Annotated in this window: 14 protein-coding genes; 5 read left to right on the top strand and 9 right to left on the bottom strand. The window is 62.2% G+C overall.

What is annotated here, in order from left to right; genetic code table 11:
• The first annotated feature begins 359 nt into the window (after window positions 1–359).
• Window positions 360–923: a hypothetical protein gene (locus JX325_RS06475; RefSeq protein ID WP_204790340.1), complete on the top strand. Its 564-nt coding sequence runs from the start codon at window positions 360–362 to the stop codon at window positions 921–923.
• Between the two features lie 49 nt (window positions 924–972).
• Here the strand turns inward: JX325_RS06475 and JX325_RS06470 are convergent, their stop codons facing one another.
• From JX325_RS06470 to JX325_RS06430, 9 genes are all read right to left on the bottom strand, one after another.
• Window positions 973–1,968 carry a lipoate--protein ligase gene (locus tag JX325_RS06470; RefSeq protein ID WP_204790339.1) on the bottom strand — a complete coding sequence of 332 codons (996 nt, stop codon included), beginning with the start codon at window positions 1,966–1,968 and terminating at the stop codon, window positions 973–975.
• Window positions 1,969–1,989: 21 nt separating this feature from the next.
• The gene (locus JX325_RS06465; protein ID WP_204790338.1) at window positions 1,990–2,670 is read right to left on the bottom strand and encodes a GntR family transcriptional regulator; all 681 of its coding nucleotides are present in this window, start codon (window positions 2,668–2,670) and stop codon (window positions 1,990–1,992) included.
• 145 nt (window positions 2,671–2,815) lie between these two features.
• Window positions 2,816–4,096, bottom strand: a complete 1,281-nt coding sequence (locus JX325_RS06460; RefSeq protein WP_243413957.1) for a TRAP transporter large permease — start codon at window positions 4,094–4,096, stop codon at window positions 2,816–2,818.
• Window positions 4,093–4,569 (bottom strand): TRAP transporter small permease, encoded by a 477-nt coding sequence (locus JX325_RS06455; protein ID WP_204790337.1) that lies wholly within the window; start codon window positions 4,567–4,569, stop codon window positions 4,093–4,095. Before JX325_RS06455 ends, JX325_RS06460 begins: the two co-directional genes overlap by 4 nt.
• 25 nt (window positions 4,570–4,594) lie before the next feature.
• A complete protein-coding gene (gene dctP / locus JX325_RS06450; protein ID WP_204790336.1) occupies window positions 4,595–5,650 on the bottom strand; it encodes a TRAP transporter substrate-binding protein in 1,056 nt (351 codons plus the stop codon).
• Between the two features lie 176 nt (window positions 5,651–5,826).
• Window positions 5,827–7,272 (bottom strand): helix-turn-helix domain-containing protein, encoded by a 1,446-nt coding sequence (locus JX325_RS06445; RefSeq protein ID WP_204790335.1) that lies wholly within the window; start codon window positions 7,270–7,272, stop codon window positions 5,827–5,829.
• Window positions 7,247–8,704: a sensor histidine kinase gene (locus tag JX325_RS06440; protein ID WP_204790334.1), complete on the bottom strand. Its 1,458-nt coding sequence runs from the start codon at window positions 8,702–8,704 to the stop codon at window positions 7,247–7,249. Before JX325_RS06440 ends, JX325_RS06445 begins: the two co-directional genes overlap by 26 nt.
• The gene (locus JX325_RS06435) at window positions 8,697–9,110 is read right to left on the bottom strand and encodes a hypothetical protein (RefSeq protein ID WP_204790333.1); all 414 of its coding nucleotides are present in this window, start codon (window positions 9,108–9,110) and stop codon (window positions 8,697–8,699) included. The genes JX325_RS06440 and JX325_RS06435 overlap by 8 nt, the downstream gene beginning before the upstream one ends.
• A gap of 1,025 nt (window positions 9,111–10,135) precedes the next feature.
• Window positions 10,136–10,684, bottom strand: coding sequence for a flavodoxin domain-containing protein (locus tag JX325_RS06430; RefSeq protein WP_204790332.1), 549 nt, complete (start codon window positions 10,682–10,684; stop codon window positions 10,136–10,138).
• 213 nt (window positions 10,685–10,897) lie between these two features.
• Between JX325_RS06430 and JX325_RS06425 the strand changes: the two genes are divergently transcribed.
• From JX325_RS06425 to JX325_RS06410, 4 genes are all read left to right on the top strand, one after another.
• Complete coding sequence (locus JX325_RS06425; RefSeq protein ID WP_204790331.1) at window positions 10,898–11,947, top strand: zinc-binding dehydrogenase; 1,050 nt, start codon at window positions 10,898–10,900, stop codon at window positions 11,945–11,947.
• Window positions 11,948–11,963: 16 nt separating this feature from the next.
• A complete protein-coding gene (locus JX325_RS06420) occupies window positions 11,964–12,929 on the top strand; it encodes a thiamine pyrophosphate-dependent dehydrogenase E1 component subunit alpha (RefSeq protein ID WP_204790330.1) in 966 nt (321 codons plus the stop codon).
• A gap of 14 nt (window positions 12,930–12,943) precedes the next feature.
• Window positions 12,944–13,924: an alpha-ketoacid dehydrogenase subunit beta gene (locus tag JX325_RS06415; RefSeq protein ID WP_204790329.1), complete on the top strand. Its 981-nt coding sequence runs from the start codon at window positions 12,944–12,946 to the stop codon at window positions 13,922–13,924.
• 127 nt (window positions 13,925–14,051) lie between these two features.
• A partial coding sequence (locus JX325_RS06410; protein ID WP_204790328.1) for a lipoyl domain-containing protein occupies window positions 14,052–14,273 on the top strand: 222 nt, incomplete at its 3' end.

The following is a 14,273-nucleotide window of genomic DNA, read 5'->3' as shown; positions in this document are numbered from 1 at the left end:
CGNATAGCTGCGTCGCTCATTTTTCTGTATCATTCCCTCATTATACTACTTTTCCCTCTATTGGTACAGCTTCTAAGTTTAAGGTCAAAAAACTATAGCAATCCGGCCGAAACAGATTGAATAAACTCGGAACAAGTGATATAATTCGTGGAGCGGATTAGTTCTTTATTGATCTTCTATCGCATGTCCGCCTTATTTCTCATTTTTTTGGGGGAACCTCCATGTTTGCCTGTTCGGTCACGTTGACCGCCAATGCCGGCGTAATCCTGGAGTGGAGGCATCATATCATTTGGGTAGACGCGCTTCATTCCGGCCAGGTCCTCGGTTTTTCCGGGGTTTCCCCTGTTCTTTGGGATCAAATGCGAACGACTCTCTCCCCACCGGAGCTGCTTTGCTTCACACACTGCCACGCTGACCATTATTCTCCTCATTTAGTCTCAGAAGCCCTCTCGCTCTGGCCCAACGCAAAGATCGCGCTGCCCCGGCGGGATTTTGACGATCAATTCCTCATCACCGGAGAGGAGACCCGCCTCTCCGGCGGCGGCATGACCCTGCGGTTCCCCCGGCTTCCCCATGACGGGCCGGAATATCGGAACGTGCCGCATTATGGGTTGCTGCTCTCCGACGGCGTGTCTAACATCCTGATCGCCGGAGACTGTGAACCAGCCAGCCCCTCTCTGCTCGACCGCCTGGAGGGGCGCTCCATTGATTTGGCCATCCTCAATTTCCCGTGGGTCACCCTGCGCAAGGGCCGCCGCTGTTTGGAGGACGTCCTGCGTCCCCGGCATCTTCTGCTGTGCCACCTCCCCTTTGCGGAAGACGACGTAAACGGCTACTTGGATGCCGCGTCCCGGGCCGCCGAGGCTGTGAACTTACCGGACGTCCGGCTTTTGACCCGGCCCCTCCAGCGGGAAGAAATATAAACGTATGATAAAGGCCGCGTGTGATTGACACACGCGGCTTACGTTACCCCTATTCCCGTCCGTAAAACAAGGTTTCCAGAATCTCCTCCTCCGTGATGCCTCCGAAACAGTCCCGGAGCGGATACCGCTCCAGCACCCCGGCCACGTCCTTCCGGCGGAAGGGGACGCCCTTCAGCGCCTCCTCCAGCGAGTCCAGGGAGCAACGGGAGAGAAAATCACCCAAAAAGGCAATCCCGGCAATCCGCCCTTCCTTTACGGAGGCTCGGACCTCTAGGCTCCCGCCGTCCCACCGCCGCCGGTCCACCATGTCATAGGCCGGAGACCGCCCAAAATTCCACTCCCAGGTGTCGTACTTCTCCCGTTTTAGGACCTCCACGCCCTCCAGCTCCTCCGCCGTCAGCGTGCCATCAACAAAGCCCGCCCCGGCCAGGGTTGTCTTCAAATACTCCCAGAAGGCGGTCAGGTCCATATCCACAGGGAGGAACTCCCGGATGTTCCCTACCCGGCTCCTGACGGACTTGGCGCTCTTGGAGCGAAACTTCTCCGGGTCCGCCCGCAGCGCCCCGGCCACCATGCCGGGGTCCGCGTCGAACAGCAGCGTCCCGTGGTGGAGAATGCGCCCGTCCAGCAGCCGCTGGGCCGTGCCGGANACCTTCCGCCCCTCCACCAGGATGTCGTTCCGCCCGGAGGCCTCCGCCCGGAGGCCCAGTCCCCGCAGGGCGTTTACTATAGGCCGGGTGAAGCGCTCCTTAGTCAGTTTCTCCGCCTCTCCGGCGTCGGTGATGAAGGANTAGTTCAAATTCCCCAGGTCGTGGTACACCGCGCCGCCGCCGGTGGTCCGCCGGACCACCCGGATGCCGTGGGCCTCCACAAAGGCCCGGTCGATCTCCTCCTCCGCGTTCTGGTTTTGGCCGATGACGATGGTGTTGTCGTTCTGCCAGAGCAGGAGATAGTCCCCGGTCCTCCGATGGTTCAGCACATATTCCTCAAAGGCCAGGTTGTAAAAGGGGTTCTGAGATCCCGTCTCCAAATAGGTCACCTGCATGTCCTTGCGTTCCTCTCTTTCTCAGGGCTGCACGCCCCGGATAAAGCCGTCCATCAAGCCGGTCAAGTGCTCCTCAATGGTTTGAGTCGCCGCCTTGACGTCCCGGGCGGCAATCTCCTCCACCAACCGCTGGTGCCCCCGCTGGAGCTGCTTCAGGCTCTCCGCATCCGTCAGGGCGGAGACGCTGAACCAGTTGCGCATGTTGCACTGCTCCCACAGTCTCAGCAGCACTTGATTTCCCGTAGAGTCGATGATAGCCCGGTGAAAATCCGCGTCCCGCTCCGTAAAGTGCCGCAGGTCTCCCNGTCCGGCACAGTCGTCCATCTCTCTCAATATCTCCTGAAGACGGTCCGTCAGCTCTTCCAGCGCCTCATCCGAAAGCTGGCTGATTGCGTCCCGGATACTCTTGGNCTCCAGGCAGATGCGAACACTGTAGTTATCCCGGATATCCTTTTCTGTCAGAGTTCGGACCCGTGATCCCTTGAATGGCACCGTCTCAACCAAACCCTGAGCCTCCAAGTCACGGATGGCCTCCCGGACCGGGCCCTGGGAGACGCCCAGCTCCCTGGCCCAGAAGGTCTCGATGATCTTGTCCCCAGGCNGCAGCTCCCCGGCGAAGATCGCGTCCCGGATGGCGCCGCGGATTTCCTCCCGAAACACCTTGCGTTGTGTCAGACCGTGATTGATAGCGTCGTTTCCCATTGCGCCGTCTCCTTCTCATAGAAAAGCCCTGGAAATTTTCTATCATTATACGGCCTGCCGGTTTTAATGTCAATCTTTCCTTACCGGCCCCGTTTNCGCCGGGAAACAGAGGGCCGCAGCGCATCGGCGCTGCGGCCTTTCGTTGTTATTTCGCAAAGAGCAGGTTGGGCAGGAAGGTGGAGGTGCCCTCGAAGAAGATCAGAAGCAGTAGGCAGACGCACACCAGGCCCAGATAGGCGGGCAGATAGCGCAGCGTGTCCTTCAGCTTCACCTTCGCCACANCCATGGTGATGAACAGCACGCCGCCCACGGGAGGCGTCACGCCGGCGTACACCAGGGTGATGACCATGACCACCGCGAACTGGATGGGATGGATGCCGTACTGGGCGGCCACGGGCATCAGGATGGGAGCCACGATGATGGTGGCCGACAGGGTCTCGATGAACATGCCCACAAAGAGCAGGAAAATCACCAGCAGGATCATGATGACATACTTGCTAGAGGTCAGGGAGACCAGNAAGTTCACGATGATGGTGGGGAGCTTCNCATAGGCCACCAGCCAACTCAACACGTTGGCCGCCGCCACGATGAGCAGCGCCATGGAGGAGGAGGCCGCTGCGTTGAGGAAGATGGCGGGAAGGTCCTTCACGCCGAACTCCCGGAACACGAACATGCCCACAATCAGGGCGTACAGCACCGCGATGGCCCCGGCCTCGGTGGCGGTGAAGAAGCCGCCCACGATGCCNCCGNTGATGATCAGCGGCATGATGATGGCTAGGCCCGCCTGCTTGGTGGCGGTCCAGATCTCCTTCAGGGTGGCCCGACGCTCGCCCTTGATGCCCAGCTTTTTGGCATAGAAGTAGGTAACGATCATGGTGCCCAGGCCGATGATCAGTCCGGGGATGACGCCCGCCATGAAGCACTCGCCGATAGACAGGTTCGTCAGGGAGCAGTAGATGATCATGGTCAGGCTGGGGGGGATGATGGGCCCCAGGGACCCGGCGGTGGCCTGAATCACCGCCGCCAGACCGGCGGGATAGCCCCGCTCCTTCATGGGCGGAATCAGAATCGCGCCCACGGCCGCCGTGTCCGCGGCGGCGGAGCCGGAGATACCAGCGAAGATGATGCTGGTCAGGATGTCCACCATGCCCAGGCCACCGGTGATGTGACCCACCAGGGAGTGGGCGAAGTTCACCAGGCGGCGGGAGATGCCACCCTTGTCCATCAGCTCGCCGGAGAGCATGAAGAAGGGAATGGCCATCAGGCTGAAGGAGTTGATGCCGGAGAAGAGGCGCTGCCCCACCACCGACAGGGGGTTGCCGGACACAAGCAGACCCAGGAGGGAGCCCAGGCCCATGGAAAACGCGATGGGCACGCCCATGAAAAGAAGAATCATGAAGACGATAAACGCCACAAGCATCATCATTTGGACTCTTCCTCCTCTCTCTCCTTCAGTACGCGGAAGTAGTACTCAATCTGGGCCCCGATCATCAGCACACAGCCAATGGGAATGGCCAGATTCATCAGGCCCATGTTCACATTGGTCATGGTGGAGGTCTGGACCCGGTTGGCCCAGGCGTTCTGGGAGCCCAGAACCAGCATGGCCACCAGGAAAACCAGCGTGCAGATGTTCACCAGCGTGAAGAGAATCTTGAAGGTCTTCCCCTTCACGCCCTCCAGAATCAAATCAAAGGTAATGTTCNTGCCCCGGCTCACCGTGACGGAGCCGCCCAGGTAGGTCAGCCAGACGAACACGAACTTGGAAATCTCGTCGATCCAGGTCTGGGACATGTGGAACGTGCGGGTGAAAACCTGAATCAGCACCAGTACCACCAGCGCGGCAAACAGCGCCACGATGAGGGCGTCGGCGACCTTGCGGATTAGTTTGACAGCTTTCATATGCGCCACCCTACCAAATCAGGGCTCAGGCCAGGGCCTGAATCGCGGCGTACATATCCTCCAGGCCGTTGTCGGAAACGAACTTCTCCAGGGCGGGGGCGCAGGCGGCCATGAGGGGGGTCTTGTCCAGCTCGTGGAAGGTCACGCCGCCTTCTTCCATTGTCTTGATGGCGTTGGCGTCGATGTCCTCGTACAGCTCATAGAAGAATTTCATGGCTTCTGCGGCGGACTCGTTGATGGCGGTCTTCTGCTCAGCGGACAGGGACTGATAGACGGAGTCGCTGACGCAGAAGGCGGTGAAGGTCATGACATGCTCGGTGAGGGAGCAGGTGTTGGCCACTTCATAGAACTTCTGCTGGGCGATGTACNCGCAGTTGCCCTNCAGGCCNTCGGTGACGCCAGTCTGAACAGAGGTGTACGCCTCGCCGGAGGGGATGGCCACGGGAGTGGCGCCCAGGGCGGAGAAGCAGGCCTCGATGGAGGGGTTCTCAGGGATGCGGACCTTCACGCCCTGGAAGACCGCCAGGGAGTCGATGGCCTTGTCCTTCAGCAGGGTATTGCGGAAGGCGATGGTCTGGATGCTGATGGGGCGGATGCCGGTGGATTCGGTCACCATGTCCATGAACTGCTGGCCCACCTCGCCGCTGACGGCGGCNATGGCCTGGTCCTTNCTGGCGAACAGGTAGGGCATGTCCAGGATGCCGGCCTTGGGGTTGTAGTTGGCCAGGGTTCCGGTGTCGATGATGGTCATGTCTACGGTGCCGCTTTTCAGGGACTCGCAGTTCTCAGTCTGACCGCCCAGCNGGCCGTCGGTGTAGAACTCCACGTCCAGAGTGCCGCCGGACTTCTCCGCCAGGATTTCCTTGAACTTCGCGGCCATCTGCATGGTGCTGTGGTCGCCGGAGAGGTGGGTGCTCAGGCGCAGGACCTTGGTGTCCCCGCCGGAGGAGGACCCGCCGCTGGAGGAGGACCCGCCGCTGGAGGAGGAACCGCCGCCGGAAGAGGCGTCGTTTCCGCCGCCGCAGGCGGCCAGAGACAGGACCATTACGAAGGTCAGGAGCAAAGCGCAAATCTTTTTCATGTTTCTCTTCCTTTCGTCGACTTGAGATTTGAGGATAGGCTTCCTCTCTTAATAATACAAATCCCGTCGCCGTCATGCCATACACGTTTGTGCAAATTTTTAGCATGACCTTGCTTTTCGCCGAAACCGGGGCCATGTCCTTCCGACGCGGCCCCGGTTTTGACGGCAGAATCGTGCTAGTTCGGCAAATCTGTGCTTGTTTTCCGGTCCCGGCAGAACTCCCGAGGGCCCACGCCCTTGCGCTTTTTGAATACCCGGCTGAAGTAGTTGGGATCGCTGTAACCCACCTGCTCCCCAATGCGGGCCAGACTCAAGTCCGTGGTCCGCATCAGTTCTACCGCCCGCTCGATGCGGCGATCCGCCAGGTAGTCCGTGAAGCACTGCCCGGTGTACTCCTTGAAGAGGTGGCTCAGGTAATAGGCGTTGACGTGGAGGCTGTCCGCCAGGGTATCCATGCTCCACGGGCGGCTACAATCCTCCCGCACTTTGTCCAGCACCAGCTGGACGGTGTTGTTCTGGGGGCGGCCCATGCCCCGGCACTCCCGCAGCAGCCACCGGACATACCGGGCCGCCAAATCCGTGATCTGCTCCCGCCCGTGGGCTCCGATGAGGCCGCTGAGACGGCGGCTTCCCGCCTGATCGTCCCCCTGGGTCTGGAACTGCCGCCCACACTGGCTCAGGGCGGTCAGAAGCTGGTATTTCAGCAAGTCCTCGCCCTCGGGGTNATCCAGCGCCTCCAGCAAGGGGCACAACGTCTCCATAATCCGGCCAAAATCCCGGGCCCGCACCGCCCGCTCCAACTCCGCCTGCCGTACCGAGGGCGGAGCCACCCGCTTCCCGGCGGAATCCGGGTCCGCCAGGCACAGGAAGTTCTCCGGGTATCCGTCGAGGACCGGGGCCAGGGGGCCGGTCCGAATCTCCACAGCGGCACAGAGGCCGCTCTCCAGACGGCGGGTCAGCCGGGCCAGCAGTTCCAGAGCGGCGGGAGCTTCCTCCTCCTTCCGGCAGAAGAGAAACACCGCCGCCCCGCTGTCCCAGGGGGCGGCAGCGTATTCCGCTGGACAGCGGTCGAAAAAGTCCTCCACCTCGTCCGGCACGTCCTCCGGCGCTTCCGGGACCAGAAGCAGGCCGCACAGAGCCAGCCGCCCCCGGATGCCCGTTACCTCCAGCAGCCCCTCGATCTTCTCCCGGCCGCCGTAGTACATCAGCTGCCGGGCTAGTTCCCGGGCGAACACGCCCCGGCTCTGGGAAACCGGAGGCTCCCGGGTCTGGAGAAAGCGGTCCACGGCCTGATAGAACTCCTCCCGCACGGGAGGCTTCAGCAGGTAGTCCCGGACGCCGCAGCGCAGAGCCTCCCGGGTATAAACAAAGTGATCGTAGGCGGTGAGCATGATAATATAGGGCCGGGTCTCCAAGCTGTGGAGCACGTCGATGCCGCTGAGGCCCGGCATGTTGNTGTCCAGCAGCAGAANCTGAATGGCCTCCCGCCGCAAAATCTCCAGGGCCTGTTCCCCATTTTCCGCCTCCCAGAGGCGGAACCGCCCGGCGTAGCGCCGCTCCAGCAAAATCCGGATGATATTCCGGTCCTTCCGCTCGTCATCCGCAATCAGGATCNGNACCATCGGAAGCCTCCTNCCCCATGGGATACTTCAAATAGACGGAGGCGCCCCGGCCCTCCTCGCTCTCAATCCGCATCAAATCCGGCTGTCCGTAGAACACCATCATCCGCCCCCGGACGTTGGCCAGGCCCAGGCCGGTGGAGGTTCCGCCCTCCGGAAGGGATTCCCCCCGGTTCAGGGCTTCCACCCGCTCCGGGGAGATGCCCCGACCGTTGTCCCGCACACAGACCTCCACCGCCTCCGCCGTCCGGGTGACGAGGATTTCCACCCGCCCCCCGGCGGTCACCCGCTCCACGCCGTGCTTCACGGCGTTCTCCACCACGGGCTGGAGGGTCATGCCGGGAATCCGCACTGCGGGAATCTCCCGGGGCGCCGACATGGAGAAGGACGCCCGGTCCCCGAACCGCCGCTGCTGCAAAAACAGATAGGCCCGGACCATTTTCAGCTCGTCCGCCAGCAGTACGTTCTCCCGCACGCTGGTCAGGCTGTAGTGGAGCATGTAGGAGATGTTCTCCAGGATGTCCACCGTCCGGTCCGCGTTCTCCGTCAGCGCCGCCTCGGTGGCCAGCCCCAGAACATTGAAGAGAAAATGGGGATTCACCTGGGACTGGAGGGACCGGTACTCGGCCTCCTGCAGCAGGGTCTCCAGCCGCCAGAGCTCCTCCCGGTCCCGNAAGCGCTCCCGCACCCGGTTCTTCATCTCGTTGAAGGCGGCGGTGAGATATCCCAGCTCATCGTTGCGAAACACCGGCAGATCTTCCATGTCATACCGTCCGTCCATAATCTCCCCGGCCTGGCCGGCCAGCATCCGCACCGGCTCGTAGATGTCCCGGGAAAAGCTGCTGGAGAACAGCCAGGTCAGCAGCAGCAGATAGGTGAAAATTCCCGCCCCCAGGCACATGAGGATGCCGCTTTCCCGGGCCAGAACCGGGTAGCGGGCGTCCAGGTGCTCCGACAGACGGCTGAGAAGCAAATCGCAGAGGAACTGCCTGTCCTCCTGCTGNGAGAGGACCCTGTCGTACAGCTCCGGGAACGCCGGGTTCTCCGTTCTCCTGGCCAGCCTGTAAAAATCCTCCGCCGTATTCCGCTGGTAGTCCTTGAAATTCTCCGCCAGCAGCCCCACTGTCCCGGAGGCGGGCAGCTTCAGCCCATAGATCCGGTCGGACATGACCTTCCACGCCTCCAGACACTCCGACAAATCCTCCGTTCCGCCCACCAGGCCGCTTTGCAGCAGTTCGCTGACCCGGCTGATCTCCGTCTTCAGCTCCTGAATCTGCCGTATCTGGGTGGTGGCCTCCTGATAGCGCCACATGCTGCGCACCGCCGTGCCGCACATCAGGCAGCCCACCGCCAGAATGATAATCAGGACGGTGAGGCAGAAGGCCCGGATTTTCTTCCGCAGGTCCCGGGGCAGCCCGGTCTCCGCCCTATTCATGGTCTGCCGCCCCCCCCCGGCGCCACAGCGCCTCTCCCATCAGCAGGCGGTATTCCAGCCCGCCGTTTCCCGCCGACAGGGTCAGGGCCGTGGGAAAGCCCCGCTCCTCCTCCGCCTCGAAGAGCAGGCGGCACACCGGGGCGAACAGCACCTCCCGCCCCACGTGAATCTGGGAGGAAAGACCCTCCTCCAGGTGGATTTCCAGGGGCCGCTCCGGCCAGCACAGGGCCCGGACCCGGCGGAGCAGATCCACCTCCGACAGTAGCGGCCAGCGGCTGTGGGCCGCGTCCCCCAGGGCCCGGTTCAGGTGAATCAAATCCTCCACATAGGACAGGGCCTGTTCCTCCCCCAGCAGGACGCTGCCGTAGAGATTCTCCAGGGCCCGGGCAAAAATCTTATGCTCCAAATCAGTCATCGCCGCTCACCAGCAAAAACCCCTTTTCCAGTTCCTCCGTCGTCAGGAGGGTGATACCCGAATCCATGGACCCCGGAACCCAGAAGCCCCGGCAGATGTCCCGCAGATAGCGGATGCCGATGGTGACGGACACCTCCGGCAGGGAGGTCACCAGACCGTCCACCAGCCCCTCTTCCGCTTCGGACAGGGACGAATCTCCATAGCACAGCAGCCGCACGCCGCAGTTCTCCCCCAGACGCCGCTTCGCCGACACTGCGGCGGCGGACAGCGTGGAATCCAGGCTGAAGAACAAATCCGGGGCCCGGTCTCCGNNGAAGAGCTCCCGGAGGCGTTGCTGAAGCTGTAAGGTATTGGTCTCCTCCAGCCGGATGTACTCCGCCGCCCGGNAGCCCTCCGGGGGGTTCTCCCCCAGCTGGCGGAGCTTCATGTCCTGGGCCTCGAAATTTGCCAGGGCCTCCTCATCCTCCCGGCGGAAGAACAGCAGCTCCACTACCTGGCCTCCGTTTCCGCCGGAGCGGTTGCCNACGAGGAAGCTCTCCCCCTCCGGCAGGGAGCGNAGGCTCTGGCTCAGCACCAGGAGGTCCGACTTGTACCCGCTGCCCACGAAGCTGTCCCGCAGGGACTCCTGCACGTCCCTGTCCACCACCACCAGGGGCACACCAGCCTCCTGAAGGGCCCGCATCTCCCCGGCGTAGTCGTCCTGGTTCACGGAGATGGGCCACAGCAGCACCCCGTCCACCTCCGTCTCCGGCAGCAGNCGGAGGAAGCGCTTCTGCTCCGCCGCCGAGGGAAAGGTCTGGAGCTCTAGCCGGAGACCGTAGTCCGCCTCCAGCTCCTCCACCGTAGATTTCAGCCACTCCTGTCCGCCCTGCTCNGGGACCACCAGGGCGAAGTGCATCCCGGATCTTGGGATCTCCGCGTTGTCGGAGAAGCGCCACATCGCGAACAGCAGCGTCGCCAGCAGAAACGCCCCCGCCAGCATCCGGATTCCCCGCCAGCCCGTCTGTTCCATGGCCCTACGCCTCCGGGCCGGACAGGATCTCCTCCACCAGGGGCCGGATGTAGCTCCGGTCGGTGAAGTCCACCTGCCCGCCGTAGGCCTCCAGCACATAGCTTTCCAGCTGGCTCCGGCTCTCCCTGGGCTTTTTCTGGAAGGACTTTTTCAAAAGCCGCATCATCATCCGCTGCATCAGGCTCATCTTCCTGAAGTCCAGCGCCCCCAGGAAGTGGTGAAAGCGGATGCCCTCCAGCTCCCCGGGCTCGAAATTCCGGTCCAGCACCTGCTGGAAGGCGGCCTCGTCCCCGGGCTGGGTCAGCCCCACCGTGAACACGAACAGGCGGCAGCCCCGCAGCGTGTCCCGGTTGTTTTTAATCAGTGAGATGCCCTCAATGAGCCCGTTGTACACACAGCCGCCGAAGACGACGGTCTCATACTCCGCCAGCTCGTCCACCACGGCCTCCCGCCAGGGAATCAGCCTGGCCGGGCAGTCCTGAGCCAGCCATTCCGCATACCTCTGGGTGGTCCCGTTCCGGCTGCTGTAGACAATCACAGTCTTCTCCCGCACTGCCAAAACCCCTTTCTTTTTTGTGTTCATACGACCTGAATTATAGCATTTTTGATAAATATATCAATCTTTTCTTTCTTCCAGGGGCCTATATCTATGGAATTGCCAAAAAACCCCGGTAATTTTTGGTCATAATCATAAATAATAAATACTTGATTATCGATTATTTGAATGTTACACTGTGCTTGTACCCAAAGACAAGGGGGTGCAACCGTGAAAGCATTGGTAAAATTCGCCCGGGGCCCGGAGGGCGTGGCCCTACGGGAACTGCCGGAGCCCGTCCCGGCGGAGGGAGAGCTGAAGGTCAAAGTTCTCGCCGCCAGCGTCTGCGGAAGCGACATCCACGCCGTGAACGACGAGCGGGTTACCGTCATGCCGGTGGTGCTGGGGCACGAGTACGTGGGCCAGGTGGTGGAGACTCGGGGAGATGTCCAGGATTTCCAGATTGGGGACTGGGTGATGACCCTCCCCGCCTGCTACAGCTGCGGAACCTGCTCCTTGTGCCGCCAGGGCTTGGTGACCCTGTGCCGGGACCGGAGGTCCATTGGCTTCCACGTTAACGGCACCATAGCGGAATATCTCACCGTCCCGGCCCGGTACTCCTTCCGCCTCCCGCCGGAGGCCCGAACCCTAGAGGATCGCCTGCCCTACGCCCTGACAGAGCCCCTGGCCTGTGTGGTCCGGGGCGTGTACGAGAAGATTCAGGTAAAGCCCGGGGACACCGTGATGGTCAGCGGTCCCGGCGTCATGGGCCAGTTCGCCTCCCAGGTGTTCAAAACCCGGGGAGCCTATGTCATCCTCTCCGGCCTGCCCCAGGATCGGGAGAAGCTGGCCCTGGCCAAGTCACTGGGGGCCGACGAGATTGTGGACAGCCCCCAGGCCCTGACGGAGGCGGTGTATTCCCGGAGCCCCATGGGGGCGGACATTACCTGTGACGCCACGGGAGTCCCCGCCTCCCTGGAGACCTGCATGAAGGCCATCCGGCCCCTGGGCATCCACTTGCAGCTGGGCATGTTCGGCGGGGCGGTGCCCTTCCGGCCGGACAGCATCTTCGACCGGGAGGTGACCTACGTCCCCTCCAACTCCACCGCCGTCACCACCTGGCCCATCACCCTGGACCTTCTGGCCCGGAAACAGGTGACCATGTCCCCCTTCCTCTCCATGCGCCTCCCTCTGGAGGAGTGGCGGACGGCCTTTGACGCGGTGATTCACAAACAGGTTTACAAAGCGCTTTTGCTTCCGGACAATCATTTTTCATCATGAAGGAGGAGTCCAACTTATGATCGACAAAAAGACAGGTCTCTGGATCTATAACAAGATGAACGAGATCCGGGACTTCGAGGAGACGGCGTGGACGCTGTTCACGGAGAACAAGCTCAGGGGCTCCGNTCACCTTTACACCGGCGAGGAGGCCGTGGCGGCGTCCGTGTGCGCCCAGTTGACGGACGAGGACCTCATCGCCTCCACCCACCGGGGCCACGGCCACTGCATCGCCAAAGGCGCGGAGCTGGACAAGGCCCTGGCGGAACTGATGGGCAAGGCCACCGGCTACTGTAAGGGCCGCAGCGGGTCAATGCACATCGCGGACTTCTCCAAGGGCAACCTGGGAGCCAACGCCATTGTGGGCGGGGGCATCCCCATTGCCACCGGCGGGGCCCTGGCGCTGAAGATGCAGAAAAAGCCCAACGTAGCGGTGGCCTTCTTCGGCGACGGCGCGTCCAACCAGGGAACCTTCCACGAGTCCATCAACATGGCCGCCGTCTGGAAGCTCCCCTGCATCTACGTGGTAGAGAACAATCAGTTCGGCATGACGGTCCCCGNGTGGCNGTCCNCCTCCGTGCAGGACATCTCCGTCCGTGGCGCAGCCTACGGCATCCCCGGCGAGACGGTGGACGNCAACGACGTAGTGGCCGTGTATGAAGCCTTCGCCCGGGCCAAGGAGCGTGCCCTCAAGGGCGAGGGGCCCAGCATCATTGAGTGCAAGACCTACCGCTGGCGGGGCCACTGGACCGGCGACCCGGAGGTCTACCGCACCCGGGAGGAAGTGGAGGACTGGAAGGAACACCGGGACCCCATCAAGCGCTTCCGGGCGTATCTGATGGAAAACAAGCTGGCCTCCAAGGANGAGCTGGACGAGATCGACCAGGCCGCCGCCAAGAAGATGGAGGCCGCCGTGGAGTTTTCCATGAACAGCCCGGAGCCCGATCCGGNCCATGTTCTGGACGACGTGTTCTATGAAGGGTAAGGGGGTACGAGACAATGGCTAAACTGAGTTACGCGCAGGCGATCCGCCAGGTCATCACCGAGGAGATGCGTCGGGACGAGCGGGTCTTCGTCATGGGCGAGGACGTGGAAAAGCTGGGCGGCGTGTTCGGCACCACCCGGGATCTCTATAAAGAGTTCGGCACCGACCGTATTCGCAACACCCCGATTTCTGAGTCCGCCATCGTGGGCTCGGCCCTGGGCGCGGCCTGCGCGGGCATGCGGCCCGTGGCGGAGCTGATGTACTGGGACTTCGCCTTCGTGGCGGCGGACCAGATCTTCAACCAGATGGCAAAGACTCGCTATGTCTTCGGCGGCAACGCCAAGATTCCCATGGTCCTCCGGAGCCAGCAGGGCACGGGCCGGGGCAACGCTGCCACCCATTCCCAGTCCCTGGAGAGCATCTTCATGCACATCCCGGGCCTGAAGGTCGCGTGTCCCTCCACTCCCGCCGAGGCGGCGGGCCTCCTCCGCACCGCCATCCGGGACGACAACCCGGTCTGCTTCTTCGAGCACAAGGCCCTGTATATCACCAAGGGCGAGGTGCCCGACGACCCGGATTTCTGCATCCCCTTCGGCAGGGCCGATATCAAGCGGGAGGGTACGGACGTGACCATCGTTGCCAACCTTCTCTACGTCAGCCGCGCTCTGGAAGCTGCCGAGGAGCTTGCCAAGGAGGGCATCTCCGCCGAGGTCATCGACCCCCGGACCCTGGTGCCCTTTGACTATGACACCATCGCGGAGAGCGTGAAGAAGACGGGCCGTCTCGTGGTGGTCCACGAGGCCCACCAGAACAACGGCTGGGGCGCCCAGGTCGTCTCCCAGGTGGGCCAGATGGTCTTCCCGTACCTGGACGCCGCCCCGGTGCACATCGGCGCGAAGGCCTGCCCCCTGCCCTTCAACCCCGGCCTGGAGGCGGCGGTCATNCCCAGCATCAAGGAAATCGTGGACGCCTGCAAGGCGGCGTGCTACCGCTGAGTCACTTTTCTTGAAAGGAAAGTAACCAAAAGAACTTTAGCTCGTTACCGGCCCCGGCAATTGTCCAGGCTTCGGTGCTCGACAACCAGGCTGGGAAGGTAACGGGAAATTTGGAAGGAGCATTTTTATGGCTTCAATTGTCATCATGCCCAAGCAGGGCCTTATGATGGAGGAGGGCACCATCACCAGCTGGCTGAAAAAAGAGGGCGAGGCCGTCACCGCTGGAGAGCCGCTCTTCGAGATGGAAACCGACAAGCTGACCATCACCATGGACGCGGAGGCCAGCGGCACGCTTCTGAAAATCATCCACCCCGAGGGAGACGTGGTGCCCATCACCCAGCCCATCGCC

Origin of the sequence: Oscillibacter sp. CU971 (assembly GCF_905219725.1) — a bacterium.
In the GTDB taxonomy this organism is placed as follows: Bacteria; Bacillota; Clostridia; order Oscillospirales; family Oscillospiraceae; genus Oscillibacter.
Note: the sequence above shows the minus strand (reverse complement) of the source record. Positions and strands in the feature narration are given on the sequence as shown.

Bases quoted from the DNA above. Each gene is read 5' to 3' on its own strand.
- JX325_RS06475 (WP_204790340.1), top strand. From the start codon at position 360: ATGCGAACGACTCTCTCCCCACCGGAGCTGCTTTGCTTCACACACTGC.